Here is a 25,237-nt window from a genome sequence, read left to right as displayed (position 1 = left end):
CGCTTCTTGGTCATCTGGTACACCAGGACCGTGCAGGCCACGCCCAGCGGGATGAAGGCCAGCTGGATCCAGTAGAACGCCGGAAAGCCCGCGAGGCGGGGCTTGTCGCTGTTGTAGAGCAGGGTCAGCAGCGGGACCGCCACCGGAATGATCAGCAGCCAGTTCCACGGACTCCGGTCCGAGCGGCCGGAGTCCGAGGACGGTGACGGCCGCGGGTCCCGCGGCGGATGGGCATCGTTTCTCGGCATGGGTGATCTCCTCGCGAGCTGAGGGACGGGACGGCCTGGACCGCGAAGGCGTCGCGGTCAGGTGTTCGGCCGGGGGGGTGGTGGGGAAGGCCGCGCAGGCCCTCCCGCGCCGGTCGTCATCGGCGGGGCGGACGGTCCCGGTGCCCGTGGAGCAGCAGGTACGCGACCAGCATGCAGACGACGACGCCGGGGATCCAGGCGAACTGGTACCAGTAGAAGAACGCCACCCCGGCCAGCCGCGGCGTCGAGCGGGCGTACCACGGCACGCACAGCAGCGCCACGACGGGCAGGGACAGGCAGACTCCGGCGGCGACACGTCGCGCCGGTCGGATCGGCTTCGGCATCACGCCTCCGGTTTCACGGCTTCGTGGCAGAGTTGCCGACGCTCGCGATCCGGTTGACATCGAATTCCAACGAATTTGCCGCCGGACCGTGTCAACCATGCACGTAACCTGCGCAACACACAGGCAATGCAGGACGGATACGGTGGTAACGGATGATCGAGCCGGTGAGCGTCGCGGCCTTCGTCGCCGTGGTCGGCGGGACGTCGCTGGTCGCGCTCACGGCCCGCCGGTTCCGTCCCGCCCCCGAGCTGCCCACCCTGGAGAGCTGGGCGCTCGCCGACCGGCGGATCGGCGCGCCCACGATGTGGTTCCTGCTCGGCGGCACGATCTACACCGCCTACACCTTCGCCGCCGTCCCGGGCCTGGTGTACGGCATCGGGGCGCTGGCGTTCTTCGCCCTTGCCTACACCGTGGTCGTGTACCCGTTCGCCTTCGTGCTGCTGCCCCGCCTGTGGGCCGTGGCGCGGCGGCACGGGTACGTCACGGTGGCCGACTTCGTCCGCGGCCGGTACGGCTCCCCGACGCTGGCGCTGGTCGTGGCCGTCACCGGTGTGCTGGCCACGATGCCCTACATCGCACTGCAGCTCCTGGGCATCCGCGCCGTCCTGGCCGCGGGCGGGCTCTACCCGCGCGGCGCGGCGGGCGATCTCGCGCTGATCGCCGTCTCCGCCGTCCTGGCGATGGCGACCTGCCGGCACGGGCTGCGCGCCCCCGCGGTCATCTCACTGGTCAAGGGAACGGCGATCATCGGCTCGGTGGTGGCCGTGGTCGTGCTGGTCATGGGCCGCCTCGGCGGGCCCGGGCCGATGTTCACCGGTGCCGAGCACCGGCTGTCGGCCGGCGGGAACGCCGAGGCCTCGCTGGTCCTGGACCCGCAGATGTACTCCAGCTACGCCACCCTCGCGCTCGGGTCGGCGATGGCGCTGCTGATGTACCCGCACGTGCTGACCGCGGCGTTCGCGGCCACCGGACCGGACGTACTGCGCCGCACGTCGATCGCGCTTCCCGCCTGGACGGCGGTGCTCGGCCTGTTCGCGGTGCTGGGTGTCGCGGCCCTGGCCACCGGCATCGCCGCACCGCCCGGCAACGCCGAGATCGCGGTGCCGCTGCTGGTCGAGGAGGTGACGCCAGCGGTGCTGACCGGGCTGGTCTTCGGCGCCCTGGCCGTCGGCGTGCTCGTTCCGGCGGCGGTGATGTCGATCGCGGTGGCGACCCTGTTCGTCCGCAACATCTACGTCGAGTTCTTCCATCCGACGGCCACGCCCAAGCACCAGCGGCGGATCGCGCAGACGGTCTCGGTCGCGGCCAAGGCCGGAGCCGTGGTGTTCGTCCTCGGGCTGCGCGACCAGGACGCCATCAACCTCCAACTGCTGGGCGGTGTGTGGATCCTGCAGACGTTGCCGGCGGTGGCCGTCGGCCTGTACACCCGGCGGCTGCACCATGTGGCGCTGCTCGGCGGGTGGGCGGTCGGCATGGCCGCGGGGACCCACATGGTGGTCAGCGCCGGATTCACCTCGGTCATCCACGTGGGGCTGGGCGGGTGGCAGGCGCAGGCGTACGCCGCGGTCGTCGGCCTCGGGCTCAACCTGCTGACCGCCGCGGTGCTGACACCGCTGCTCGACTGGATGGGCGTGCCGCGCGGCCCGGACCTGACATCGTCGGCCGACTCCCGGCCCGAACTGGAGACGACTGCATGAGTGTTCTGCGATCTGGCGTCCCGGTGCCCGCACCGCAACTTTCTCCGGACGTCGCCGCGCTCGCCCCTTCCCGCGGCGCGGCGCCCCCGGTGTCGCCCCCGGTGCCACCCGCGCAGGCGCCCGCCACGGGGCAGGCCGAGACCGACGGGCGCGCCATGGACCGCGAGGCCGTGCTGACCAGCCTTTTCGACCTGCACTATCCCGGGCTCCTGCGGCTGGCGGTGCTGCTCGGTGCCGACGACGCGGAGGACATCGTCTCCGAGGCGTTCTGCCAGTTGCACCGCCGATGGAACAGGTTGCGCACCCCCGACGCCGCGCTGCCCTACCTCCGGTCGGTGGTCTGCAACCTGACCCGCATGCGGCTGCGTCACCTCCAGGTCGTCCGCAAGCACATCGACCGGGGCATGGACGCGGTGCAGTCGGCCGAGAGCGCCGCCCTGCTGCACGAAGACCAGCGGGCGCTCGTCACGGCGCTGCAGCGCCTGTCGGCGCGGCAGCGCGAGGCGCTGGTCCTGCGATACTGGCTGGGGCTGAGTGAAAGCGATATCGCCACCTCGATGGGCATCTCGCAGGGTGCCGTCAAAACGCACGCCGCCCGCGGCATGGCCACTCTGACCAAGCTCATGCAGGAGCGACGATGAGAAGCGGTCCCGCCCCTACAGGAGATCAGTTGCGCGCCGCCCTCGACGCGCTCACCGACGGCGTCCACCCGGCGCCGGACGCCTATCAGCGGGTCCGGCGCGAGTGGCGGCGCCGGGAACGCCGGCGCCGCCGGATCGTCGCCACTCTCATGGCCGTCCTGTTCGTCTGCGCCGACGCTGTGGGCCTGTGGGCGCTCAACCAGGCAGATGACCGGCCCCACGTCATCTTCAACGATTCAGTGCCGTCCCAACACCGGACTCCGGCGATCGACCCGCCGTGAGCGAACCCGCCTACGCCCCCGGAGGGAGGCGTAGGCGGCGGGCGGCCCATGTGGTGAGGTGGGAGGTGTGACCACCGGAGACGCCCTTGAGCTGGGCCGGAGTTCGTTCGCCGGCGGGCGGTGGGCGGAGGCGTGCGCCCACCTGTCCGCGGCGGACCAGGAGGCGGGCCTCGAACCCGCGGACCTCGAACGGTTCGCCACGGCCGCCTACCTGATCGGCAGGGACGCCGACAGCGCCGCGCTCTGGGAGCGGGCGCACCGGTCGCTCGCCGGGCGCGGGGAGACCGCACGGGCCGCGCGGTGCGCGTTCTGGCTGGCGTTCCAGCTGCTGAGCGGCGGTGACGCCGCCCTCGTCGGCGGCTGGCTCGCGCGGGCAGAGCGGCTGCTGGACGATGGCGGCCACGACGGCGCCGAACGCGGCTACCTGATGGTGGCCGCGGCCCAGCAGCGGGTCGTGGAGGGGGACGAGGAAGGCGGCGGGGCCCTGGCGGCGCGGGCCGCCGACACCGGTGAGCGGTGCGCCGAGCCCGACCTCGTGATCCTCGCCCGGCAGGTCCGGGGACGGGCCCTCATCCGCCAGGGGAGGGCCGCCGAGGGGGTGGCGCTGCTCGACGAGGTGATGGTCGCCGTCACGGCCGGGGAGGCGTCGCCGATCGTCGCGGGGAACGTCTACTGCAGCGTGATCGAGGCGTGCGAGGAGACCCTGGACGTCCGCCGCGCGACGGAGTGGACGAGGGCGCTGACCCGCTGGTGTGAGTCCCAGCCCGACCTTGAGCCGTTCCGCGGCCAGTGCCTGGTGCACCGGGCGGAGATCATGCAGCTGCACGGCGCCTGGCCGGACGCGGTCGAGGAGCTGCGGCGCGCGTGCGAGGTCTTCGGGCGCAGGACCGGCGACCCGGCGGTCGGCGCCGCCTACTACCGGCGGGCGGAGCTGGACCGGCTGCGCGGCAGGCACGCGGAGGCCGAGGAGCTCTACCGGACGGCGAGCAGATGGGGCCGTGAACCGCAGCCGGGCTTCGCGCTGCTCCGGCTCGCCCAGGGGCGGACGGACGCGGCGTCCGCGGCGATCCGCCGGGCCGCGGGCGAGCGGCCCGACCCCGGGTCGAGGGCCGGGGTCCTCGCCGCGTGCGTGGAGATCATGCTCGCCGTGGGCGACGTCCCGGCCGCCCGGTGCGCCGCCGACGAGCTGGCGGGCATCGCCGCCGAGCTCGGCGCGCCGCTGCTGCGCGCGACGGCGGGCCAGGCGCGGGGTGCGGTCGCGCTCGCGGAGGGCGACGCCCGGGCGGCCCTCGCGGAGCTGCGCCGGGCGTGGACCGGCTGGCGCGAGCTCGACGTGCCGTACGAGTCCGCGCGGGTCCGGGTGCTGATCGGCCTGGCCTGCCGGGCGCTCGGGGACGAGGACGGCGCCGGGATGGAACTGGACGCCGCCCGCTGGATCTTCCGGCAGCTCGGCGCCGCGCCGGACACGGCCCGGGTGGAGGCGCTGTCGGGCCGTCGCGCGGCGGGGGTGCTGACCGCCCGCGAGACCGAGGTCCTCGCGCTCGTGGCGACGGGGCGCACGAACCGCGCGATCGCCGCCGACCTGTTCCTCAGCGAGAAGACGGTGGCCCGCCACGTCAGCAACATCCTCGGCAAGCTCGGCCTGTCCTCCCGGGCGGCCGCCACGGCGTACGCGTACGAGCACGACCTACACAGATCTGCCCACGAGCGCCCAGGCTGATTTGCACCCTCCTCCCGAAGCGCCGGACGGCCGCCCGTGCCTAGCGTCGTCAGTAGAGGCCCGGTCTTGGGAGGAGCCGTCATGGAAGAGACAGACACACTCGTCATCGGCGCGGGTCAGGCGGGGCTGGCCACCAGCCACTGGCTGACGAAGGCCGGCGTCGAGCACCTGGTGGTCGACCGGCGCGACCGGCTCGGTGGCGGCTGGAACGACCGCTGGGACAGCCTGACCCTCGTCGCGCCGAACTTCACCGTCCTGCTGCCCGGCATGCCCTACAGCGGCCCCGATCCGGACGGGTTCATGCCGCGCGCCGAGGTCGTGGAGCATCTGACCGAGTACGCCGCCGTGATCGACGCGCCCGTCCGCCTGGGCGTCGAGGTCGTGCGGCTGGAGCCCGCGGACGGTGGTTTCACCGCGCATACGGGCTCAGGCGCGATCTTTGCGCGCAACGTCGTGCTCGCGACCGGCCCGTACCAGCGCCCGAAGACCCCGCCTGCCGCCAGGGGGCTCGCGCCCCGCGTCAGGCAACTGCACTCCGCCGACTACCGGCGTCCCGGACAGCTGCCGGACGGCGGGGTCCTCGTGGTCGGGACGGGCCAGTCCGGCACGCAGATCGCGGAGGAACTGCACGATGCCGGACGGGAGGTCCACCTGGCCGTCTCGGACTGCTTCGCCGTGCCCCGCCGCTACCGGGGCCGCGACTCCGTCTACTGGCTGCTCCAGGCGTTCCTGCACGGCGCGGAGGTCGGGGTGCCGTTCCCGACCGTGGCGGACCTGCCGTCCCCCGCGGCCCGGTTCGCCTGCGACCCGCACCTGTCGGGCAAGGACGGCGGCCACGACATCGACCTGCGGGAGTTCGCGCGCCGCGGGATGCGCCTGTACGGGCGGCTGGAGTCGGCCGACGGCGCCACCGTGCGGTTCAGCGACGACCTCGACAGGCGGCTGTCCCGCGCGGAGACGAGGTTCGAGGAGGAGTTCCGTCCCCTCTTCGACGCCTACATCGCCGCCGCCGGGATCGACGCGCCGCCCGACGACCGTCCGCCGGCCGACACGTTCGTCCCGGACACCGCGACGGAACTCGACCTCGACGCCGCCGGGATCGGCACCGTGCTGTGGGCGACCGGCTTCCGCCTCGACTTCTCCTGGGTGGACGTGCCCGTCTTCGACGAGTGGGGCTACCCCCGCCACACCAGGGGCGTCACCGAGCATCCCGGCCTGTACGCCGTCGGGCTGCCGTGGCTGCACTCCGAACCGTCCTCGGTGTTCGCCGGGGTCGGCGCCGACGCCGCCCACATCGTCGACCACATCGCCGCCCGCTGAGGGACCGCCCGGTTCCGGGCGGCCTCCGGACGGGCTCAGCGCAGGGCGCGGAAGAAGGCGCGCACGTCCCCGGTCAGCAGGTCGGGCCGCCAGCCCCCGTGCATGTCCTCGTAGTACATGTTCGCGGCCGAGCCGATGGTGTCGGTGAGCGCGTACGCGAGGGTCTGCGGACGGGGGGGCGGGCTGCCCATCGCGGCGTTATCCGTCGCCACCACCGCGTAGCCGTGCTGGAGCCACAGCGACACTCCCGATGTCTCCGAGTCGTTGCGATCTTGGTTGGGCGAACTCGCGCTTTCGTCCTGTCGGGCGCTGCTGTGCCCGGATGATCCGCCTTTCAGCGGGGCTTCTGCTTTCTCGACAGTGCGCCTACGAGGGGCCTCGGAGCGACGGTCGAGGCCCTCGCGGCCGTGTGCGCTCGGCTCAGCCGGTACGCAGCGCCTGGATGGCCGCGGTCGCGTCGTCCAGCAGGTCGATGGGGCAGCCCCAGTAGTCGTAGATGCCGCCGCGGTCGCGGTTGCTGCCGCAGATGACGAAGACCCCGGTGCCCAGCCCGGTCTTCAGGCGGGTGGCCAGCCAGCCCACGAAGCCGCTGTTGTCCAGGTCGGCCGGGAAGTGGAAGGAGAAGATCCCGAACCGTTCGACATCCCGGTGCTCTCGGGCGAGCGGGACCAGCCGGCTCCAGCTCTCGCTGTCCCGGACCACCGCCAGCGTGTCGCCGTCGAGCACCGGTGGCCGGTCGGCGGGGGACTCCTCGAAGCACCAGACACCGTCGTGCACCACGAGCTCGGCCATGGCGATCACATGGCGTAGACGTTCCTCGGTCTGCTGCGGCGTCTCGACGCTGACACTGACCACGACGAGGTTCTCCTGGTCCTTGCGGAAGAAACGGCCCCGGGGAGCCGGGGCGTCGTCCCATGCCGGGCATGGTGCCCCGGCACGTGACGATCACCCCAACACCGACGCGCCCCCGTTGATTTCTGCCGGAGACTCGCCGGAGGAGCAGGAAGCGCTCGTCACCCGCCGGCGGGCCGCCATGCCACCCGCCCACACCACGGCGGACCCGTCCGGTGCGGGCGCTCCGGTCGGTGAGCCGCTCGCCGACCCGGATCCGATCGGCGAGCGGCTCGCCGAGGCGCTCAAGGACTACCGGCTCGCTCTGGACGCCTACGACCGGGCGAAGACCGCCGCCTCCGAACCGGACGCGCTGTCCGCGCTCAAGGAGGGCCGGGCCGCGCTGATCCGCCTGGATGCGCGGCGGAACGGACGTCCGGTGCCTATCGACGCTCTGGAGCCGCGGGCCCTGGCACGGCGCCCGCACCGCGCCGAGGCCTCGACCGGGGAGCGCTTCGCGGCGACCGGCCGGGGCAACGGACCATCGAAGTCCTCGTCGACCGGCCGGAGCCCGGACGGCCGGCGATCGTCGACGTCGTCTTTTCCGGCGGCGGCAATTTCCAGGTCAGCGGTCACGTCCGCACCGAGGCCCGGATCGAGACGCTCAACGAACCTCGGGTGTTCTGGGTCGGCGACTACCGAGGACGGGTGTTCCTGCCCATCGATTGCACTCACCTGAAGGTGCGGGTCCGGAACAGCGATTCCGGCAGCACGTGGACCGCCCGGTTCCTCTCCATCGACCATGCCGCCGTCATGGAGCGGGAACTCCAAGGGGACTGTGATGAGGTCGTGACGTACAAGGGACCGCCTGGAAAGGTGACGGTTCAGGTGAGGACCGAGAGCAGTTGGGAGCTGAAAACCGTCGACGAAGGGAGCGGCGACCTGGCGTTCTGCGATCACGACCCGGGGGCGTCCGGTCTGGGCGACAGCATGATCACAACGGAACTGCGGCCCGGAGATCTGCTCGTCATGCGTATGGACGAGCCGGGCTTCTGGTCCCTTCACGCGGGCGACTAGGCGGAAGGCGCGGAACGGTCATCGCGACCGCCGAGATCCGCCGCGTCACCGGGCGGGGTACGGGCGGTCGTCCCGCTGGTCCGCGAGCACCTGGAGCACCTGCGGGAGACGGGCCACCTTGCCCCGGCGACCCGGAGCAGCCCGCGGCGGCGATGGACGGCCGGGAAACGGCGGGCCGGGTAGGACGCCTGCGGGACCCGAGGTTCAGGTCAACGCCGCGATGGCCGCGTCGACGTCGGCTTCCGTCGTGTAGAGGTGGAAGGCCAGGCGGGCCGCGCCCTTGCGGACGGACGCTCGGATGCCGGCCGCCGCGAGCCGCTCGGCCGCGCCCGGCCGGGCGACGCTGACGATCGCGCTGTCGCCGGGCGGCATGCCGAGCCCGCTCCGGAACCGGTTGGCCATCCGCACGTCATGCTCGTGGATCCGGCCGATGCCGATCTCAAGGAGCAGCTCCAGCGTGGGGGCGGCCGCGACGTACGAGAACCAGGGGGCGGCGATGTCGAACCGCCGGGCGTCCTTGGCCAGCCGCAGCGGCGGCCCGTACGAGGCGTCGCCCTCTCCGGCGTACCAGTTGGCGGCGAGCGGCCTGATGCGGTCGCGCACGGCGGGGCTGACGTAGCAGAAGGCGGTACCGCGCGGGCACATGAGCCACTTGTACGCCGAGACGGCCAGGACGTCGAAGGGCGTCGCGTCCACCGGGAGCCAGCCGACCGCCTGGGTGGCGTCGGCGACGACGAGCGCGCCGTGCGCCCGCGCCGCCGCGACGACCTCCTCGGCGGCGGCGACCTCGCCCGTCGCGGACTGGACCAGGCTGAAGGCGACCGCGTCCGTACGCTCGTCGATCGCGCCGGGCAGTTCGGCGGGCGGCACCGTATGCACGTCGAGATCCTGCACGAGCCAGGGGAAGAGGTTGGACGTCTGCTCGATGTCGGGGACGACGACGCGCGACCCGGGCGGCAGCGAGGCGGCGACCGGGGCCAGCACCTGCGACGCGGACGCGCCCACGGCCACGTCCTCGGCCGCGACGCCGACCAGCCGCGCGAACGCGCTGCGGGCGCGGCCAGTGGACCGGTCCCACTTGTCCCAGCCGTTGGCCCCGCGACGCCACTCGGCCAGCGCGCCCTGCAGTGCCTCGAAAGCCGGCTCCGGCGGTATGCCGTAACTCGCGGTGTTCAGCCATCCAGGCTCCGGATCCCACAACCGCACCGCTTCGCCCAAATCCACCCTCACGACCCTAGACGCCCACCCACCACGCTCATCGGTCCGGGCGGCGGGTCGGTCGCGACAGTGGCGCGTGCGGAAGGCTGATCACGTCCCGGCACTGTGGCGGGAAGGCAGGGGCGCAACTGGCTGGAGAGGGACCGGCGGGCCCCGTTAGGGTCAGAGCGGAACTTGTTGCCGTCCACGGCTCAGCCGCCGAGAACAACCATCAGGACTCCCCGGGAGACGTTCATGCCCCTCGAACCTCGGTTCCGGCGGGTGGCCGCTCTGCACCGGCCGTTCGTGGACAGGGAGTCGGTGATGGCCGCGTTCGCCGAGGCATTGGGAGCCCGACGCGACGCACCGTGCGTCTTCAACGTGGTCGGGGTGGGCGGCATCGGCAAGTCGCGCCTCCTCCAGGAACTCAAGCAGCGCAGCGCCGAGACGCACCGGACCGCCACGCTCGACCTCCAGGTCCCCGCGATGCGCCAGCAGGAGGACGCCCTCGCCGTCCTGCGCGTCGAGCTCGGCCGCCAGGGTGTGCGGTTCGACCGCTTCGACATCGCCTACGCCGTCCTCTGGCAGCGGCTCCACCCGCACCTGCGGCTCTCGCCCAAGGAACTTCCGTTCGTGGACGAGAGCGAAGCCCTCTCCCAGATCCTCGACGGCGCGGCCGGCGTCCCGGTGTTCGGCACCGGCGTGGGCCTGCTGCGCCTGCTCGGCAAGGCCACGAGCGGGATGCGGCAGCGGCACCGCGTCAAGACCGACGACACCCTCAGCCAGCTCGACGACCTCACCAACGCCGAACTCGCCGACGCCGTCACCTACCTGTTCGCCGAAGACCTGCGGGACGGCGCCGGCCGTCCTTACCTCATCTTCGTCGACGCCTACGAGGCGCTCGTCCCCGCCCCGGCGCGATCGGGGCACGCCATGGCCCAGGACGTCTGGCTCCGCGACCTGATCGCCCAGCTCGACAGGGGAGTGGTCGTCGTGGCCAGCCGCGAACCCCTCGCCTGGGCGGCGCACGACCCCGGCTGGACCGAGGTGATCCGCCACCAGCGCGTGGACGGCCTGCCGATGGAGGCCCGGCTGGAACTCCTCACGGACGGCGGCATCACCGACCACACCGCACGCCAGGCGATCGCGACCGCCAGCCAGGGCCTTCCCTTCTACCTCCACCTGGCCGTGGACACCCGCACGACGGCCCGGCAGGCGGCAGTGGTCTCTTCCGAGGAGATCCTGCAGCGCTTCCTGGCCCACGTCGCGCCAGACGAGATCCGCACCCTGGAACTGCTGAGCGTCGCCCGGATCTTCGACTACGGGATCTTCCAGGCCGTGGCGGACGCGTTCGACCTGCCCCGGCACCGGATGGCGTGGGAGTCGCTGACCGCCTACTCGTTCGTCTATCCGGCCGGCGCCCACGGCCGCCGCCTCCACCAGCTCATGCGCGCCGCGCTGCGCGACCGGCTGTCCCCGGGCACCGTCCGCGACGTCAACGCCCTGCTCCGCGAACTCTGGGACGCCCGCGCCGGCGGCGGCCACGCGGCCGAAGACGGCGTCGCCACCCGGGCCCGCGCCATCCGCGAGGCCGCGTACTGCGGCCTGCGCGCGGGCGTCCTCGACGGCGCGGACATCCTTGCCTACGCCGACAAGGCCATGACGCACGGCGGAAAACAAGGCCTCGACGGTGTGGCCCAAGACCTCCGCGCCTACCTCGACGCATCTCCCGCCGACCCGGACCTCGCCCAGACGGCCCAATGCCTGGAAGCCGAGTCGGCCGTCCTCCTCGGAGACGCGGCGACCGCCACACGGCTCACCCCGGCCATCGACTGGTCGCTGGAAGGCACACCCGGCGCTCGCCTCGCTCTCGCGGGCGCCCACGGCCGCCGCATCGCCGGAGCGACCGGCGAGGCGCAGCTCCTCTTCCGCCGGGTGTGGGACGACCACTCCGGACCCGTCCGGCTGCGGGCGGGTTTCTGCATGGCCGACCTGGACATGTGCCAGGGGCGGTTCGGGGACGCGCTGTCCATCACGCAGCAGATCCTCACCGACGCCCCCGATGACGACCTGGTGCTGCGCGGCGATGCTGTCCGACTCCAGCACCTCGGCTACCGGTTCGGGTTCGACCTCGAGGCGTCCGCCAGATCCTTGGAGACGGCCGCCGCCCTCTACGAGCGGGCGGGCGCCATCGTCGGCCAGGCCGACATCAAGACCAACCGTGCGGAACTGCTCGCCTGGACTGACCCGGCCGACGCCGTCCCGGCCGCCGCCGATGCCATCGAGACGCAGAAGGAACTCGGCGCGCACCACGAGATCGGCAAGGCGTTCACCGCCCTGGCCATCGCGCAGTGCCGGCTCGGGCAGTACGCTCCGGCGGCGGCGTCGTTCCAGGCCGCCACCGAGGCCCTGGAGCGCGCCCGCTACCGCTCCGGCCGTGCCCGCGCGGAACTGTTTCGCGCCTTCCTGCACGCTCGGACTGGCGACACCGCCGCCGCCGAGGCGTCCGCCCGCTGGGCCATCGCCGAACTGGTCGCCGCGGAGGTCTATCCCACCCTCCTCATGGTCGCCGGCCACCTCCTGGACGCCATCGGCGCGTCCGACGAGCACACCGCGGCAGTGGCGGACCGGGCCCGCGCCCAGATCAGCCCGCCGAACCTGCTGCCATTCCTGGACGACCGGGCGCACGCGCTGGTGACGGCGATGCTGGAGGACGCGTGAACTGGCACGAGTTGTACGAGCGGGCACGGGCGCACGGCGACGCGGCGGCCGGGTACTACAACGACAACATCCGCGTCGACACCCCGGACGGCCCGGTCATCGTGCGGATCCCGATTCACGGCGCCGACATGATGGACCTGCGTCCCTGGCGCGAGGACCGCGTCCTCGCCGCCATCGCCCCGCACGTCCGCGACGTCCCGCGGCTCCTGCACACCTCCGCCGATCCGCCGTTCCAGGTGCACGAGTTCATCGCAGGCGACGTCCTCAACGACGTGGCACCGCGCGGAGTCCCCGTCCCGCCGCACGTCCTGGACGACGTCGTGCGACTGTTCATGCAGCTCACCGCCGTTCCCAAGCTCCCCGACGTCCCCGCCTCCTGGCCGAACGACTCGGACACGGTCGCCTTCGCGTGCCTGCTGTCCGACCTCACGCAGCGCGTGTACGACACGTTCAGCGCCGAGTACGCCGACCTCTTCACCGCGTTGGCGATCCCCGCCGACCCCCTGGCGCCGGTGGGCGACCTGTGGCGCGGGCTCACCCCGCGCCCCTTCACCTGCGTCCACGCCGACGTCCACCGCCGCAACATGATCGTCACCGGCGGCACGACCATGTTCCTGGACTGGGAGCTCGCGCTGTGGGGCGACCCCGTCTACGACCTGGCCGTCCACATCCACAAGATGGGCTACCTGCCAAAGGAGCAGGAGGCGCTCGTCACCCGCTGGCAGGCGGCCATGCCGTCCGCCCACACCACTGGCTGGCGGCAGGACCTCGACGCGTACCTAGCCCACGAACGCATCAAGTCGGCGATCGTCGACTCCGTCCGCTACTCCCAGCTCTTCGCGAAGGGCGGCCCCTACCCCTACCCGGAGCCCGAGCTCGTGGCCTCCCTGACGGCCAAACTCAACGCGGCCCGCCCCTACTGGCACCTCCCCGACCTCCTTGACACCGGGACCGTGGAAACCGCCCTCCGCCCCCACTGAGCTTCCTCCCTCTGGCGCCCGGTTCACAGCGGTGTCCGCCACTGCGCGGACGCGTCGTGCGCGGCGGCGCCGCGGACGGGCAGCACTCATCCGACCTTTCGTTCCGATGCCGGGCGTCCCGTGCACGGGGCCGGGAGGTCAAGGGGTGGGCCAGTCCCAGTGGGGGACCTCGCGGAGCGGGTGCAGTTCGTCGTCGGTCTTGGCGTTGGAGTTCTGCTTGGCGACTTCGGAGCCGAACTCCACGTGCTCGCGCAGCGCCTGGCGGAACGGGGGGTCGGAGGGCAGGCCGGCGGCATCGGCCGCCGCCATGTACAACTCGACGAACCTGAGGCGCTGCTCCTCGGTGATCTTCAGGTTGCGGTGGACGTCGATGAGGTGCGCGAAGCCGCCCATGTCGCGGGTGAAGGTGTCGGGACCGCCGAAGGTCTCGGCGGTGAAGGCGGTCAGATGGTCGACGTGGGTCGGGCGGCCCTCGCCGAACAGCGGCTGGAGCAGGTCGTCGGCCAGCACACTGGCATAGAAGAGGTCGATGAAGCGGCGGAGGCCCTCGTGGCCGCCCGCGTGCTCGTACAGACTCTCCATGATTACACCATTACCTGGTTGACAGTGGTCGAGTCTCGTTTATTTCAGGCCGCCGCCGGGGCTGTCGAGGGCCCATGCCGGTTGTGGTCACCCGCGCGGCTATCGCCGCGGAGGTCTACCCCGCCCTCCTCAAGATCCGGGACGCGGCCGGGTGGTACTTCGCGTCGTTCGTGGTCGAGACCGCGGCCGGCCTTGGTGGCCCGCCAGTCCGTGTCCGCGAAGGTGACGTAGCCGCCGCTGTCGGTGGCGAAGACCGATTTGCCGTCTTTCTTGGCGGGGGGCGGCGGTGCTTCCTTTTGTGGCGCCGGCCGGTAATGGCAGGGGATGGCTCGTCCGCTGACCAGGTAGGTGCCGACGGAGGTCCCGGATCCGACGCGTCGGCCGTTCTGGTCGAACGTGCCGGAGGTGGACAGCGTCCAGATCATGAACTGGCCGCGCTTGAAGTGGCCCGGGTTGATCGTCATCTTCCATCCGCCGCCCGGCTGCGGGAGGTCGCTCGGCACGGTGTAGAGGCCGTCCGGCATGGTGTACACGTTGGCCGGGAGGTCGACCTGCCTGGCGTAGTGCTGCGGGCACACCTTGCCCTCCGGGATGGAGTACACGGCCGCCGGCACCCCCCAGCGAACGCAGATCGTGGGAGAGCGCGTCGGCGTCGCGTGTGTCCAGGGTCTTCTCGGTCACCTTGATCGTGACCAGGCCGGACGGAGCCCGGGTGATCGCGTAGGCGGGCTGTGCGTTCCCCGTCCAGGCCGGCAGCCCGCCGGCGGCCGCGCACGCCGTGCACGCGGCCCCCGCGAGGCCCCACACCGACCGCCGCCGCACCAGCCCCGGTCGGCGCGTCGGCCGGACCGTCGACGCGCGGGCACCCTGCTCCCTCTTGGCGACGACCGCCGCGGTCAGCTCGATCAGACGTCGCTCCTGATAGCCCGCAAGGGGCGTGTCGTCAGTGGAGATGCCGCTTCGCGATTTGCCCCTCTTCGGTGTGGAGGCAGGGAAATCGGGTGAATCATTATGGCCGACTATAGTCCGTGATTAGCGCGCAAAGTGCTTTTAAAAACTTGCAGGTGAGTTTGGCTAATCTATCCGAGTATGTCACGGAAAGAGAACGGTGATCTAGGTAAACGCCCGGCGATAGAAAATCTCCTCAAGATTGCGTACTCGCCATAACGTCGGGGTAGGGGATCGCATGGTAAATGCGGCAGGCGCCGCGACATGCCGCCCGACGACAGGAGGTACGTCGTGATCTTCGGGACCGAGATCACCAAGGACATGGTCGAGGCCGATCCCGTCTGGCCCAAGGGCAAGAAGGCGACGGACGCGGATCTCAGCGACTTCACCATGAAGCTGCACAGCAAGTACGAAGCGGACGCCGTCAAGTCCGTCAACGGCATGAAAGAGGAGTACGGCAACGGCATCTCGACGCTCGTCACCATCTACAACGCCACAGGGCGGACCGTGAAGTACCAGAAGGCCCATGACTGGAGCGGTCACATGTGGAAGTACAGTGCCGACGACGAGATCCTCAACGGGCAGTGGTCGGTGTTCCTTCATGTTCACACCAGTGGCGCGGCGAGGGGATCGGTTGCCGCGGTCGTCTACCGCGTTGAAGACCAGGATTGTGACATGTTCCTGGGTTGGGACAGCCCCTTCACAGGAGACCCGAGCGTCTATGTAGAGGCGCGGGAGAAGGACCACTGGCCCGGCGAGGGGAGTTGGAGCCACATGGAATGGCTGCTCGAAAAGGCCGGCTCCACAGACAGTAGTAACGGAGCAGGGCACCACATCACCGCATCCACCGGCGACAACAGTTCGCCCGTCGCACGGTTCCTGCTCGCGTAGCGAAGGCCACGTCATGCTGACAAGGGATGTGCCGACATCGGCCGATGTGGACAAACTCGTCCACGACGTGTACACGCGCGAGTACCACGCCATCATCAATACCCACTGGCCGTCGGGGGTAGATGAGAGAGCCGTGCTCAAAGCCGCGCAGGACTGCCGTGACCTGGCCCAGCAGCTGCTGGCGCAGGAGCAGCAGGACCACTCCCGCATGGCCGTCATGTCCGCCGAGAAGCGGAGGGTGGCCCAGGAATACTGGGGGTACGTGAGAACGTCGCTGTGGAGTTCCAGCACCGCGATCCGCAACATGCGGGTGCGCCGAGAATACATCGGCAGCCTCCAGCAGCAGGCGGCGAAGTTCCGCAAACTGCTGGACGCGGCCCAGAAGGCGGACGAGCAGGAGGAGCTCGCGCGCTTGGCCAGAACCGTGCAGAAAATGGAGCTCGAAGTCTATTACGCACGGCTCAATACGTCCACGGAGTCGTTCTCGCGACTTCTCCATGCGAAAGACATGACGTTCGACAGACTGCTCGAGAAGTTCGCCCGAAAGAGTTTTGGTGCGAACTTCGCCGGCCTGGCGGACGAGCAGAAGGCCGCGGTGTACGCCTCGATCATCGACGCCTCCGGCAGAAGCGGAAAGGTGGGCGACCTCCTGACGAAGGCCCGGGGCGTCGCCGGAATGGCCACCATCCTGTTCATGCTCGCGACAGCGGCCTGGGACATCGCCGAAGCCGACCATCCCGTCGAGGAAGCGATCAAGGACATGTGGGTCGGCGGGTCGGCGCTGGCCGCGGGATTCACCGCGGAAACCCTCGCAGGAGCGGTTACCACCGCGCTGGCCGCCGACCTCACGGAAACCGCGGCCGCGCTGATCGGGTTCATCGGCGGCTTCCTCGGCGGTGCCCTCGCCGGCATGGCCGCCGCGGCCGCCGCGGGGACCCTCTTCGACCTCATCCTCGACGCATTCAGGCTCAAGATTCCGGACGTTCTGAAAACCAGGATGTCAGTCCCGCTCATAGTCCCGATGAGGTCACCTCTATCCGCCTACATGGCCGCCAAGCTCACTCCATAGAGCCGCCGTAGGCCGACCGGGCCCACTCCTCACCCTCGTGACCACGTTCTTAAGGGCAGGGCGCTTGAGAATCGATGAGGCTGTCAGGGTGACGAGCCTCCTGGCGATGGGGTCAGGGGGTGGGCTCGTGCGCGAGTTGGAGGCGTGGGGCCGGGGGTAGTGGCGTGGGTGCTTCCGGTGTCGGGACGGCCTGGAAGGCCTCTATCACGTAGGCGGCGAAACGGCGGGACGCCTGGAGCCGGGCTTCGTGCGGTGTGTCTTGGAGGCCCCGGTGGGCCATGAGCATGAGGATCAGGTCGTCGACGACGAAGCCGGACCGCAGGCGGCCGGTCTCCTGGGCACGGCGGGCCAGTTCGGCGACCGCCCGCAGGACGCGCTGCCGGTCGGCGGTGAAGTCCCTGGCCTCGGGGAATGCCGCCATGAAGACATCGGCGAAACCCCGGCTGAGGGCGTGGAGTTCGCAGATCTGCTCGATCAGGCTCTGGAATCCGTGCCATGGGTCCGGGTCCGCCAAGGCGTCGCCGACGATGGCGTGGCAGGCTCGCCGCTGCTCGGCGAAGGCCTCCACGATCAGGGCCCGCTTGGTGGGGAAGTGGCGGTACAGCGTGGCCGGGCCGACATCCGCCTGCCGGGCGACCTCGCGCATGGGGGCACCGAGGCCTTCCTCGCCGAACACCGCGCGGGCGGCGGCCAGGATGCGGGCTCGGTTGTCGCGGGCGTCGGAGCGCGCGGTGTGAGGCAAACGGCCGGTCATCGCCTCTCACTTTAGCCAAACGGACGGGGGCGTCCGTTACGTTCCGATGGCGGTGGCGCCGGCCCGTCCCAGCAGGTGGCGGGTGAGGCTTCGGCATGGTGGCCGGTTCGCCATCCACGGCCGTCGCGGCCGTGCCCGTCCACGTACCGCCCCGAGGAGCCAGGATGAAAGCCGTCGTGATCAAGAAGTTCGGCGACCCCGAGGGGCTGGCGGTCGTCGACCTGCCCGCGCCCGATCCTGCCCCGGGGCAGGTGCGGATCGCCACGGAGGCCATCGGGGTGGGCGGCGTGGACGCCGTGATCCGCCGGGGGACGCTCGCCGCCCACGGATTCCGGGAAGGCCACCTCCTCGGCAGCGAGGTCGCGGGACGCGTCACCGCGGTAGGGGAGGGCGTGGACGCTTCGTGGACGGGGCGGCGCGTGTGGGCGTTCACCGGCCTGGCGGGTGGATACGCCGAGCAGGCCGTCGCCGCCGTCGAGGACGTCCTGCCGCTGCCCGACGGCCTGGCCGGCGCCGACGCGGTGACCCTCGGCGGCTCCGGTGTAGTGGCCCATTTCGCCCTGGACCGGGCCCGCTTCGCGCCTGGCGAGGCGCTGCTCGTGCGCGGCGCGGCGGGAAGCATCGGGATCACGGCGGTCCAGCTCGCGGCCAGGATCGGTGCGGGCGCGGTGGCGGTCACCACCTCATCGGCGGAGCGCGGCACGCGCCTGCGGGACCTCGGCGCCACCCATGCCCTCGACCGTTCCGGTGAGGGTGGCGGCCCCGGCGCCCCGTCGGGCTTCGACGTGGTGATCGATGTCGTGGGCGGCCCCCGGCTTCCCGACTTCCTGGACAGGTTGCACCCCAACGGGCGGTTCGTGGCCGTCGGAGTGGTCGGCGGACAGCCGCCGGAGGATTTCGGCATGCGGCTGATCGACGCCTTTCGCAGGTCGCTGTCGTTCGCCACGTTCAGCTCCGATACCGTGCCCGGTCCCGAAAGGCAGGCAGTGCGGTCGTCCCAGTTCGCCGAGGCAGCGCACGGGGACCTGCGCACGGTCATCCATGAGGTGCTGCCCCTGGACCAGGCGGCGCAGGCCCACCAGAAGATGGACGCGGGCGAGGTGTTCGGCAGAATCGTGCTGGTCCCCTGAGAGGCCAGCCCGCACTTCGGCCAGAACGGCTCAGGCCGCGCAGTCCATCACGCTCATGGTTTGAGGCGGGCCCAGACCCATTTGCCGCCTGTGGGGTCGGGGGAGTAGCCGCACTCGGCGGCCAGGGCCGCGACGATCGGAAGGCCTCGGCCGCCGTTGTCGTCCCAGTGCTCTTCGGAGACGTCCAGCGTTTCGAGCGCCACCTCCGCCAGTGGACGGACTTGCGGCCGGGCCGGGCTGGCGTCCCACACGGCGATGAGGACGCCGGCGACATCGCGGCTGCACTGGTACCGGATCTCCTCGCCGGGCGTGGCCGCCACGGCGTTGGTGATCAATTCCGACGCGATCAAAAGCGCATCGTCCGAAATATGTGCGCAGCCCCATTTGCGAAGTCGCGCCATCGTCAACGTGCGCGCCAGCCCCGGCGCGGCCTTCGAAGCCAGCATGGAGAGCAGCAGGCAGTCCGGCGTTGTCGGCATCGCCCTGCCCTTTCTATGTGTTTCCGGTTTTCCGTGCCCAGGATCGGGCGTGCGAGCTAACCTCGCGTGTATCTGGGAAAACCGGAAACACTGGAGGGAGTATGGCCAACCATCGGGATCCACTCGACCCAAAGATCTCTCTCTGGCACTTTCTGGCGTACGCACTGCGCTTCGAGCGAGAAAAGCATGATCACTCGTTGGCCCAGTGCGGGCAGATCATCGGGGCCGCGAGATCGACTGTTTCCAACATGGAGGCGGGACGCCTCAAACTGCACGACGATCAGGCGAGGGTGCTGGACAAAAAGTACAACACCCCTAGGCTCTTCGAAATGCTGATTTGGTTCGCTCGTACGGCGCATGAGCCGGATTGGTTCCGGCAGTACGCCCAGTATGAGTCGCAAGCCAACTTGATCAGGATCTACCAGGGGCAGGTCATCCCCGTCCCGTTCCAGACCGAGGACTACGCTCGGGCGTTCGTGCTAGCCGGTGGTGCTTCCGATGTCGAGACCGTCGTGGCCGCGCGCATGGCCCGCCAGAAGGCGTTGCTGAGTGGCACGGCAGGGCCTCTGCTGCTCGTGTTGCTGGACGAAGGCGTCCTCTACCGCCCAGTCGGCGGAGCCGAGGTGATGAGGGCCCAACTCCACCGCCTGCTGGAGTTCGGCGAGCGCCCCAACGTGATCATGCGCGTCATCCCGAGGTCCGCCGGAGCCTATATAGGGCTTGACGGGCCGTTCCAGATCATGAGTCTGGAAGCTCGGGACATCGCCTACATCGGGGCTTTTCGTGGAGGCCGGTTGGTGGAGGTGCCCTCCGAAGTTAGGCAGTTGAGCATGGACTTCGAGCGGATCGGAGCGAAAGCCCTCCATGAGGATGCCTCCCGGGCTCTGATCCGCAAGGTGATGGAGGAGCGCACGTGACCAGCGCGTGGCGGAAGAGCTCGTTCAGCGGGGGAGCAACAGACGAAGCGTGCGTTGAGGTGGCCGAGTTGCTCGATGGCGTCGGGATCCGGGATTCCAAGGATCCCGATGGGGGACGGCTGATCGTGAGCGGTGATGCGTTCGGGAGTCTGCTTCAGCGGATCAAGGAAGGGGCCCTCGACCGGGCCTGACGGGCATGCGGGCCGGTCCTGGCGGGGGCTCCGGGACCGGCCGGCTCGGCGGGAACCGCGCGGTGTCCCGTATGGAAGATGCAGGACGGCCGCTGCGCGGCGGGGGCGTTAGCGCGTCGGGTCGGTGACCAGCATGGGGGAGTGTGCGGCCAGTTCGCTGAGCACTGCGGCCGTCGTGCTGGCCTTCATGCGTTCCATCTCCTCGACGGTGATCCCGACGACGGCCAGGAACTGCGCCGAGCCGAAGGGGGAGTCGATGGGCGGCAGTTCAGGGTCGGCGGTGAAGGCGACCGCGCGGAAACGTGGCGCGGCCAGCGTAGATCAACTGCCTGCACACGCGCGGGGAGATTCGTCAAGCATGTGGTGGTGCGCGGCAAGTGCGAGGGCGCATCCGGCCCTGCCCCGGAAGTCGGGCGGCGGGTGCCATGATGTACCGGTTCGCCCAGGGGAGCCGAGGGGATTGGCATGGTGCACCTGCTGTTCCTGCAGTACACGGGGTCGGAGCAGGCGGCGGAGCCGTTCGTCGCCGACCACGTCCTCTTCTTGGAGCGCCATCACCGGGAAGGGACGTTCCTGTTGTCCGGGCAGACGGTGCCCTCGACGGAGGGCGGCGCCATCGTGGCCCGCGGCGTCGATCGTGCGGCGGTCGAGCGGATTGTGGCAGAGGACCCCTTCGTCGTGGCGGGGGTCGCGAAGTACACGGTCGTGACGATCGACCCGGGACGGGTCCACCCGGCGCTGGCGGACGTACTGGGAGTCGATGCCTCCCGGGTTCGTGGCTGACGCTGCGACTTCTGAACACCCCCGAAGTGATCAACCCGTCGGCCGGGGGCTCTCACCTGCGGCACCACGAGTGTGTTCGACTTGTCCCTGAGGGTCTCCGCCATGCGCCGATCAGCATGTCGAGTGGAAGAGGCCGCCGACGGCCGTCGTCCTGGCGAGTTCGTTGTAGAGGTCCACGGCTGCCGTCGTCTCTTCCATATGCACCTTGACGCCTGCTTCCTCCAGCAACCTCAGGGTTTCCGGCATGGTCAGCAGCCGTCGTTCCATTCCACGGCTGAGCACGACCACCGTGCATCCGTGGTCGAGGAGTTCTTGGACGTCGGCGGGCTGGATCCCCGGATCGTGGCGCGTCCCGTGCTCGGACCAGTCCCAGGCACGGCCGCCGCCGGGATAGAGCTTGAAGTCCTTGCCCGGTTCGAGGCCCTCGACCTCCATGCGGCCCCATGAGACATGTGTGATCTGGGGTGATGTCGCCATCGCAGCTTCCTCTCCGGCGCGGGCTGTTCTCCGGCTTCGGAACCACTATGGCGGGAGCATCGGGCGTTCTGCCCGAACCCGGCACGCGCCCAGCGGTGAGGCGGCCGGCGGGTTCTGCCGCCGGCCGCCTCGGAGCGGATCCCTCACCCTGTCGTCAGGCGCGCTTGGCGGCCGTGTGGTCGAGCCCTTCGCGGATCTGCTTCGCGAGGACGACGGGGTCGCCGACGCGGAACATGTGCGAGAAGTACAGCTGCGGGATCTCGGCGGTCTCCTGGTTGTAGAGGCAGCCCACCTGCCAGTGCTTGCGACGCATGACCGAGATGACCGGCTGCGTCTCCGACGACGTCATCGAGAAGTCCGGGATCACCGCCGCCTTGCCCTTCCGGAGCGGCTGGAACTGGACGCTGGTGGACACCCCGAGGTCCGGGTCGACGAGCACGCCGCCGAGCCTGATCCGGTCGGTGCGCGGCACGGTCACCGTGACGATCCCGTTCTCCCCGACCGTGACGTCCCCGCCGAGGACCTTCGCCAGCTTCCGGACGGGAAGCGGGGTCTTGGGGTGCGGCGGCGAGTGCTGCGGCAGCGGCGTGGACGTCTTGGCGATGACGGCGCGCGCGGCGCCGGCCAGCCGGATCGGGTTCCCGACCGCGCGGAAGTGCAGGAACCACACCATCGGCCGCAGGTCGTACAGGTGCTGGTGCTGCGCCTGGAACGTGATCCCGTGGGCGATGAAGGCGTCGATGACCGGTTGGATCTCCCGGGGCCGCAGGGCCAGGTCGCCGTTGAGGATCGCCTTTCCATGCCCGAGTGACTGGAAGAACAGCTCGTGCTGGATCTGGAAGCCGTCCTTGAACTTCACCCGGGGCTGGCCCCCGCTGACGTGGAGGTCCTTGCGGTCGATGTCGACCTCGAGGACCCCGCTCTTGCTGACGTGGCCATCGGCCTGCAATATCTTCTCGATCGCCTTGACCGGCAGCCGGTCCTTCTTGGGCCTGGCCTGCGGCGCCTCGGCCCGTGGGCCCGCCGTGTCCGCGCCCGGCGCCGGGGCGGCGCCCGCGGTCCCCGTCATTCCGGACGCGACCAGGCCCGCGGCAAGTGCGACGCTTCCGCAGAACCGGCCGAGCGTCCCCCGCCGCGTCGTTTCCGGTGAACTATTGATGATCATGAGTTTTCCCCCCGTTCGTTCCAAGCTCTGCCCTTGCCGGGGCAAGCGCGAACGCGAGGAATGATCATGGAAAGTGCGGATCCGTGGAATGGCGGCGGGCGAGACCTGTGGAGGAGGGCGTCCCGTGGTCAACTCCCGCACCTGAAGGGACGTAGCACCCATACAAGAACATGTCGCCTTATTGCGCGCCCCGTTCGAGACCACTCCGCCTCAGCGCTGCACGACGTGGGCGCTTTCGCGAAGGCGGCGCGATGGCCCGGGTCTTCAGGCCTGCTCGGGCGGGTTCGGTTCGAGGTCCAGGATCATGTCCATGGACGCCTGGCCGTCGGGACCGGTGAACGTGCCGACTCGGTGGAAGCCGTTCTTCTCGTAGTAGCGGATCGCGCGGGGGTTGTCGGTCAGGACGCCGCCCCACAGGATGATCCTGCGCTTGCCGAGCCGCCGCGCCACCTCGCGGACCAGCGGGAAGACCCGCGTCGCCAGCCCCTTGCCCTGATGGTCGTCGGCCAGGGTGGGGCCGAACCGGCAGTCGGTCGTCTCGTCCAGGCGGATCCCGGCCCGGCGGTAGCGCTCGACGTCGCCCGGCGGCAGCGCGAGGCTGAATTCCAGCAGCCCGACGATCCTGGCGGACGGCCCTTCCTCCAGCACCAGGCGGAGCTTGTCGTAACGCGCGATGGCCGCGCACAGCTCCTGGGCGGCCGCCAGGTCGTAGCCGTCGAACGTGCTGAACCTGCGGGACTCGGGGGACAGCCCGGCGAGGAAGTCGGCCAGCCCTTGGGCATCGCCGGGGGCCAGAGGACGGAAGACGAGACGCGCACCGTCGCGCGACTCCAGACGATGCGTCAGCGTGCCGGGGTCCTCGGCGATCCGCGCCAGTGTGAGCACAGGGCCATGGTCCCAAAGTCGTCAGGAGGGTTCCTCGGCGAGGCGGGCGGTGAGGCCGACCTCCTGGGCGACGACGGCCGCCTGGACGCGGCTGCGGAGGCCGAGCTTGGTGAAGATGCGGCTGACGTGGGTCTTGGCGGTGGTGTCGGCGATGTCGAGGCGGCTCGCGATCTCCGCGTTGGTGAAGCCGTGGCCGAGGTAGCCGAGGACCTCCTGCTCGCGCGGCGTCAGCGCGTCCACCTCGATCTTGTCGGGCACCGACCGGTGGGCGAACGCGCTGATCAGCTTGCGGGTCACCTCGGGCGCGACGACGCCGTCCCCGCGCTCGACGAGCTGGACCGACTCGACGAGCCGTTCGGCGGCGACGTCCTTCAGCAGGAAGCCGACCGCGCCCGCGCGGAACGCTCCGAAGACGTACTCGTCGATGTCGAAGGTCGTCAGCACCAGCACGTTGGTGAGCGCGGCGATCTGGCGGGTGGCGCTGATGCCGTCCAGGCCCGGCATGCGCACGTCCATCAGCACGACGTCCGGCTTGAGCTCCTTGGTCATCTCGACGGCCTGGTGGCCGTCGGACGCCTGGCCGACGACCTTGATGTCGGCCTTGGCGTTGTCCAGGATGAGCGCGAGCCCGGTGCGCACGGCGGCCTGATCGTCGGCGACCACCACTCGGATCGTCATGCGAGGTTCTCCTTCTCCAGGGCTCCGCCCAGGTCCATGCAGCTGACCGGCAGCGCGGCCCGCACCCGCCAGCGCTGGCGGACGGGGCCGATCTCGATGTGCCCGCCGAGCAGGGAGACCCGTTCCCGCATGCACGTGAGCCCGGTTCCGGTGCCGAGCGCCGACGAGGAGGGCGAACCGCCGCGCAGGGGGCTCTCCACGGCGATGCGCAGCTCGCGCCTCCCGTACTCGACGACGACCTCGGTGCGGCCGCGGCCGCCGTGCTTGAGGGCGTTGGCCAGGCTCTCCTGGACGATCCGGTACGCGGCGTGTTCGACCGGGCGGGCGAGCTCGCGCCGGGCGCCGCGGGTGCGCAGGATGACCGCGAACCCGGCCTTCTGCATGTTCTCGACGAGCTCGGCGACCTCGGCGAGCCCGGGGTCGGCGACGGGGGAGGCGGTGTTGTCGCGCAGCACGACGATGAGCCGCCGCATCTCGGTGAGCCCGCGCTGGCTGCTGGCGCGGATCTCGTTCAGCGACTCGCGCACCGCGCCGTTGTTGACGTCAAGCAGCGACAGCCCGGCCGAGGAGTGGATGGCCACCGCGCTGAGGTGGTTGGAGATCGTGTCGTGCAGCTCGCGGGCGACTCTGGCACGTTCCCATGAGAGAGCGCGTTCGCGCTCCAGGTGCGCGACCTGGGCGATCCGCTCGGCCCGCAGGCGCTGCAGCTCGGCCTGGTCGCGGTGCTCGCGCACCGTCATCCCGGTGACCACCGGCACCCCCAGCAGCAGCCCGGCGTACACGACGGCGACGACGCCGCTGCTCGGCGAGCCCGTGGCCAGCGGCGTGACCAGGGCCGCCAGGACGCAGACCGTCGCCGCGCCGCGCAGCATCCAGCCGGACATGCGCTTGGAGCCGTGCACGCCGACCGCGTACAGGACGTCGGTGACGATGACGATGGTGGCGAGGGAGGGGCCGAGCGCCGCATCGATCGCCAGTGCGCTCACGCCCAGCGCCAGCCCCCGGCCCGGCGCGCGCCGGCAGAGGACCTCGGCCGCGCCCACCAGCACCAGCGGGACCAGCCTCAGCTCGACCGGCGGCGACCACGCCGGCCAGGGGGTGTAGGCCCCGGCCGCGAGCAGTGCCAGCCCGAGGGACACGGCGATCACGCCGGCCCCCATGTCTCGGCTGAATGTCACACGCTTCATCCATCCGCCCGGATGAAAATCTGTGGATCGGAACGGCCAGCCAG

30 protein-coding genes are annotated in these 25,237 nt (G+C 70.7%); 15 read left to right on the top strand and 15 right to left on the bottom strand.

The window, feature by feature from the left end:
• Both AB0C21_RS27345 and AB0C21_RS27340 read right to left on the bottom strand, forming a co-directional pair.
• Positions 1 to 248 (bottom strand): DUF3311 domain-containing protein (locus AB0C21_RS27345; protein ID WP_500207962.1); only part of this gene is annotated, 248 nt, incomplete at its 3' end.
• Positions 249 to 364: 116 nt separating this feature from the next.
• Positions 365 to 592, bottom strand: a complete 228-nt coding sequence (locus AB0C21_RS27340; protein WP_500207960.1) for a DUF3311 domain-containing protein — start codon at positions 590 to 592, stop codon at positions 365 to 367.
• A 152-nt stretch (positions 593 to 744) separates the two neighbouring features.
• Here AB0C21_RS27340 and AB0C21_RS27335 point away from each other — a divergent pair, with 152 nt between their 5' ends.
• The 5 genes from AB0C21_RS27335 to AB0C21_RS27315 all read left to right on the top strand — a co-directional run bounded on the left by AB0C21_RS27335 (position 745) and on the right by AB0C21_RS27315 (position 6,251).
• Entirely contained in the window at positions 745 to 2,289 is a 1,545-nt protein-coding gene (locus tag AB0C21_RS27335) for a sodium:solute symporter family protein (protein ID WP_500207959.1), read from the top strand.
• Positions 2,286 to 2,930 carry an RNA polymerase sigma factor gene (locus AB0C21_RS27330; protein ID WP_500207957.1) on the top strand — a complete coding sequence of 215 codons (645 nt, stop codon included), beginning with the start codon at positions 2,286 to 2,288 and terminating at the stop codon, positions 2,928 to 2,930. The genes AB0C21_RS27335 and AB0C21_RS27330 overlap by 4 nt, the downstream gene beginning before the upstream one ends.
• Positions 2,927 to 3,211 carry a hypothetical protein gene (locus AB0C21_RS27325; protein WP_500207956.1) on the top strand — a complete coding sequence of 95 codons (285 nt, stop codon included), beginning with the start codon at positions 2,927 to 2,929 and terminating at the stop codon, positions 3,209 to 3,211. Before AB0C21_RS27330 ends, AB0C21_RS27325 begins: the two co-directional genes overlap by 4 nt.
• Positions 3,212 to 3,278: 67 nt before the next feature.
• Positions 3,279 to 4,931, top strand: coding sequence for a LuxR C-terminal-related transcriptional regulator (locus AB0C21_RS27320; RefSeq protein ID WP_500207955.1), 1,653 nt, complete (start codon positions 3,279 to 3,281; stop codon positions 4,929 to 4,931).
• Between the two features lie 81 nt (positions 4,932 to 5,012).
• The gene (locus AB0C21_RS27315) at positions 5,013 to 6,251 is read left to right on the top strand and encodes a flavin-containing monooxygenase (RefSeq protein ID WP_500207954.1); all 1,239 of its coding nucleotides are present in this window, start codon (positions 5,013 to 5,015) and stop codon (positions 6,249 to 6,251) included.
• A gap of 35 nt (positions 6,252 to 6,286) precedes the next feature.
• Here the strand turns inward: AB0C21_RS27315 and AB0C21_RS27310 are convergent, their stop codons facing one another.
• The gene (locus tag AB0C21_RS27310; RefSeq protein ID WP_500207953.1) at positions 6,287 to 6,496 is read right to left on the bottom strand and encodes a hypothetical protein; all 210 of its coding nucleotides are present in this window, start codon (positions 6,494 to 6,496) and stop codon (positions 6,287 to 6,289) included.
• Between the two features lie 175 nt (positions 6,497 to 6,671).
• On the bottom strand, positions 6,672 to 7,106 hold the full coding sequence (locus AB0C21_RS27305; RefSeq protein ID WP_500207951.1) for a DUF6196 family protein: 435 nt from the start codon (positions 7,104 to 7,106) through the stop codon (positions 6,672 to 6,674).
• Between the two features lie 19 nt (positions 7,107 to 7,125).
• On the opposite strand from AB0C21_RS27305, the gene AB0C21_RS27300 reads away from it, so the two are divergent.
• Complete coding sequence (locus tag AB0C21_RS27300; RefSeq protein WP_500207950.1) at positions 7,126 to 7,821, top strand: hypothetical protein; 696 nt, start codon at positions 7,126 to 7,128, stop codon at positions 7,819 to 7,821.
• Entirely contained in the window at positions 7,791 to 8,159 is a 369-nt protein-coding gene (locus tag AB0C21_RS27295) for a hypothetical protein (protein ID WP_500207948.1), read from the top strand. Before AB0C21_RS27300 ends, AB0C21_RS27295 begins: the two co-directional genes overlap by 31 nt.
• Before the next feature lie 204 nt (positions 8,160 to 8,363).
• Here AB0C21_RS27295 and AB0C21_RS27290 read toward each other — a convergent pair whose 3' ends face one another.
• A complete protein-coding gene (locus AB0C21_RS27290) occupies positions 8,364 to 9,383 on the bottom strand; it encodes an aminotransferase class V-fold PLP-dependent enzyme (RefSeq protein WP_500207946.1) in 1,020 nt (339 codons plus the stop codon).
• Between the two features lie 228 nt (positions 9,384 to 9,611).
• Here AB0C21_RS27290 and AB0C21_RS27285 point away from each other — a divergent pair, with 228 nt between their 5' ends.
• Complete coding sequence (locus AB0C21_RS27285) at positions 9,612 to 12,077, top strand: hypothetical protein (RefSeq protein WP_500207945.1); 2,466 nt, start codon at positions 9,612 to 9,614, stop codon at positions 12,075 to 12,077.
• On the top strand, positions 12,074 to 13,057 hold the full coding sequence (locus AB0C21_RS27280; protein ID WP_500207944.1) for a phosphotransferase family protein: 984 nt from the start codon (positions 12,074 to 12,076) through the stop codon (positions 13,055 to 13,057). Before AB0C21_RS27285 ends, AB0C21_RS27280 begins: the two co-directional genes overlap by 4 nt.
• A 138-nt stretch (positions 13,058 to 13,195) precedes the next feature.
• Here the strand turns inward: AB0C21_RS27280 and AB0C21_RS27275 are convergent, their stop codons facing one another.
• A complete protein-coding gene (locus AB0C21_RS27275) occupies positions 13,196 to 13,639 on the bottom strand; it encodes a group II truncated hemoglobin (protein WP_500207942.1) in 444 nt (147 codons plus the stop codon).
• Between the two features lie 44 nt (positions 13,640 to 13,683).
• On the bottom strand, positions 13,684 to 14,163 hold the full coding sequence (locus tag AB0C21_RS27270) for a hypothetical protein (RefSeq protein WP_500207940.1): 480 nt from the start codon (positions 14,161 to 14,163) through the stop codon (positions 13,684 to 13,686).
• A 715-nt stretch (positions 14,164 to 14,878) separates the two neighbouring features.
• Between AB0C21_RS27270 and AB0C21_RS27265 the strand changes: the two genes are divergently transcribed.
• Positions 14,879 to 15,478: a hypothetical protein gene (locus AB0C21_RS27265; RefSeq protein ID WP_500207939.1), complete on the top strand. Its 600-nt coding sequence runs from the start codon at positions 14,879 to 14,881 to the stop codon at positions 15,476 to 15,478.
• Positions 15,479 to 15,491: 13 nt separating this feature from the next.
• A complete protein-coding gene (locus tag AB0C21_RS27260; protein WP_500207937.1) occupies positions 15,492 to 16,547 on the top strand; it encodes a hypothetical protein in 1,056 nt (351 codons plus the stop codon).
• Between the two features lie 112 nt (positions 16,548 to 16,659).
• Here the strand turns inward: AB0C21_RS27260 and AB0C21_RS27255 are convergent, their stop codons facing one another.
• Positions 16,660 to 17,301, bottom strand: a complete 642-nt coding sequence (locus AB0C21_RS27255) for a TetR/AcrR family transcriptional regulator (protein ID WP_500207936.1) — start codon at positions 17,299 to 17,301, stop codon at positions 16,660 to 16,662.
• Positions 17,302 to 17,465: 164 nt separating this feature from the next.
• Here AB0C21_RS27255 and AB0C21_RS27250 point away from each other — a divergent pair, with 164 nt between their 5' ends.
• Positions 17,466 to 18,431: a zinc-binding dehydrogenase gene (locus tag AB0C21_RS27250; protein WP_500207934.1), complete on the top strand. Its 966-nt coding sequence runs from the start codon at positions 17,466 to 17,468 to the stop codon at positions 18,429 to 18,431.
• 53 nt (positions 18,432 to 18,484) lie between these two features.
• Here the strand turns inward: AB0C21_RS27250 and AB0C21_RS27245 are convergent, their stop codons facing one another.
• Positions 18,485 to 18,910, bottom strand: a complete 426-nt coding sequence (locus tag AB0C21_RS27245; RefSeq protein ID WP_500207933.1) for an ATP-binding protein — start codon at positions 18,908 to 18,910, stop codon at positions 18,485 to 18,487.
• 101 nt (positions 18,911 to 19,011) lie between these two features.
• Between AB0C21_RS27245 and AB0C21_RS27240 the strand changes: the two genes are divergently transcribed.
• The gene (locus AB0C21_RS27240; protein ID WP_500207932.1) at positions 19,012 to 19,827 is read left to right on the top strand and encodes a DUF5753 domain-containing protein; all 816 of its coding nucleotides are present in this window, start codon (positions 19,012 to 19,014) and stop codon (positions 19,825 to 19,827) included.
• The gene (locus AB0C21_RS27235) at positions 19,824 to 20,018 is read left to right on the top strand and encodes a DUF397 domain-containing protein (RefSeq protein WP_500207930.1); all 195 of its coding nucleotides are present in this window, start codon (positions 19,824 to 19,826) and stop codon (positions 20,016 to 20,018) included. Before AB0C21_RS27240 ends, AB0C21_RS27235 begins: the two co-directional genes overlap by 4 nt.
• A gap of 108 nt (positions 20,019 to 20,126) precedes the next feature.
• Here AB0C21_RS27235 and AB0C21_RS27230 read toward each other — a convergent pair whose 3' ends face one another.
• Positions 20,127 to 20,333 (bottom strand): suppressor of fused domain protein, encoded by a 207-nt coding sequence (locus AB0C21_RS27230; RefSeq protein WP_500207969.1) that lies wholly within the window; start codon positions 20,331 to 20,333, stop codon positions 20,127 to 20,129.
• 150 nt (positions 20,334 to 20,483) lie between these two features.
• Between AB0C21_RS27230 and AB0C21_RS27225 the strand changes: the two genes are divergently transcribed.
• Complete coding sequence (locus AB0C21_RS27225; protein ID WP_500207928.1) at positions 20,484 to 20,801, top strand: YciI family protein; 318 nt, start codon at positions 20,484 to 20,486, stop codon at positions 20,799 to 20,801.
• A gap of 111 nt (positions 20,802 to 20,912) precedes the next feature.
• Here AB0C21_RS27225 and AB0C21_RS27220 read toward each other — a convergent pair whose 3' ends face one another.
• From AB0C21_RS27220 to AB0C21_RS27200, 5 genes are all read right to left on the bottom strand, one after another.
• The gene (locus AB0C21_RS27220) at positions 20,913 to 21,278 is read right to left on the bottom strand and encodes an Mth938-like domain-containing protein (RefSeq protein WP_500207927.1); all 366 of its coding nucleotides are present in this window, start codon (positions 21,276 to 21,278) and stop codon (positions 20,913 to 20,915) included.
• Positions 21,279 to 21,432: 154 nt separating this feature from the next.
• A complete protein-coding gene (locus AB0C21_RS27215) occupies positions 21,433 to 22,443 on the bottom strand; it encodes a DUF1259 domain-containing protein (RefSeq protein WP_500207926.1) in 1,011 nt (336 codons plus the stop codon).
• 264 nt (positions 22,444 to 22,707) lie between these two features.
• Positions 22,708 to 23,328, bottom strand: coding sequence for a GNAT family N-acetyltransferase (locus AB0C21_RS27210; RefSeq protein ID WP_500207924.1), 621 nt, complete (start codon positions 23,326 to 23,328; stop codon positions 22,708 to 22,710).
• A gap of 21 nt (positions 23,329 to 23,349) precedes the next feature.
• Entirely contained in the window at positions 23,350 to 24,006 is a 657-nt protein-coding gene (locus tag AB0C21_RS27205; protein ID WP_500207923.1) for a response regulator, read from the bottom strand.
• Positions 24,003 to 25,184 carry a sensor histidine kinase gene (locus AB0C21_RS27200; protein ID WP_500207921.1) on the bottom strand — a complete coding sequence of 394 codons (1,182 nt, stop codon included), beginning with the start codon at positions 25,182 to 25,184 and terminating at the stop codon, positions 24,003 to 24,005. Before AB0C21_RS27200 ends, AB0C21_RS27205 begins: the two co-directional genes overlap by 4 nt.
• Between the last annotated feature and the right edge of the window lie 53 nt (positions 25,185 to 25,237).

The organism is Spirillospora sp. NPDC049024 (genome assembly GCF_040649235.1).
In the GTDB taxonomy this organism is placed as follows: domain Bacteria; phylum Actinomycetota; class Actinomycetes; order Streptosporangiales; family Streptosporangiaceae; genus Spirillospora.
This window is presented reverse-complemented; position numbering and strand designations above follow the sequence as displayed.

Excerpts from the sequence above, each read along its gene's own strand:
- AB0C21_RS27340 (WP_500207960.1), bottom strand. The coding sequence starts at position 592 with ATGCCGAAGCCGATCCGACCGGCGCGACGTGTCGCCGCCGGAGTCTGC.
- AB0C21_RS27335 (WP_500207959.1), top strand. The coding sequence starts at position 745 with ATGATCGAGCCGGTGAGCGTCGCGGCCTTCGTCGCCGTGGTCGGCGGG.
- AB0C21_RS27330 (WP_500207957.1), top strand. The coding sequence starts at position 2,286 with ATGAGTGTTCTGCGATCTGGCGTCCCGGTGCCCGCACCGCAACTTTCT.
- AB0C21_RS27325 (WP_500207956.1), top strand. The coding sequence starts at position 2,927 with ATGAGAAGCGGTCCCGCCCCTACAGGAGATCAGTTGCGCGCCGCCCTC.
- AB0C21_RS27315 (WP_500207954.1), top strand. The coding sequence starts at position 5,013 with ATGGAAGAGACAGACACACTCGTCATCGGCGCGGGTCAGGCGGGGCTG.
- AB0C21_RS27285 (WP_500207945.1), top strand. The coding sequence starts at position 9,612 with ATGCCCCTCGAACCTCGGTTCCGGCGGGTGGCCGCTCTGCACCGGCCG.
- AB0C21_RS27275 (WP_500207942.1), bottom strand. The coding sequence starts at position 13,639 with ATGGAGAGTCTGTACGAGCACGCGGGCGGCCACGAGGGCCTCCGCCGC.
- AB0C21_RS27270 (WP_500207940.1), bottom strand. The coding sequence starts at position 14,163 with ATGCCGGACGGCCTCTACACCGTGCCGAGCGACCTCCCGCAGCCGGGC.
- AB0C21_RS27260 (WP_500207937.1), top strand. The coding sequence starts at position 15,492 with ATGCTGACAAGGGATGTGCCGACATCGGCCGATGTGGACAAACTCGTC.
- AB0C21_RS27255 (WP_500207936.1), bottom strand. The coding sequence starts at position 17,301 with ATGACCGGCCGTTTGCCTCACACCGCGCGCTCCGACGCCCGCGACAAC.
- AB0C21_RS27250 (WP_500207934.1), top strand. The coding sequence starts at position 17,466 with ATGAAAGCCGTCGTGATCAAGAAGTTCGGCGACCCCGAGGGGCTGGCG.
- AB0C21_RS27245 (WP_500207933.1), bottom strand. The coding sequence starts at position 18,910 with ATGCCGACAACGCCGGACTGCCTGCTGCTCTCCATGCTGGCTTCGAAG.
- AB0C21_RS27240 (WP_500207932.1), top strand. The coding sequence starts at position 19,012 with ATGGCCAACCATCGGGATCCACTCGACCCAAAGATCTCTCTCTGGCAC.
- AB0C21_RS27225 (WP_500207928.1), top strand. The coding sequence starts at position 20,484 with ATGGTGCACCTGCTGTTCCTGCAGTACACGGGGTCGGAGCAGGCGGCG.
- AB0C21_RS27220 (WP_500207927.1), bottom strand. The coding sequence starts at position 21,278 with ATGGCGACATCACCCCAGATCACACATGTCTCATGGGGCCGCATGGAG.
- AB0C21_RS27215 (WP_500207926.1), bottom strand. The coding sequence starts at position 22,443 with ATGATCATCAATAGTTCACCGGAAACGACGCGGCGGGGGACGCTCGGC.
- AB0C21_RS27205 (WP_500207923.1), bottom strand. The coding sequence starts at position 24,006 with ATGACGATCCGAGTGGTGGTCGCCGACGATCAGGCCGCCGTGCGCACC.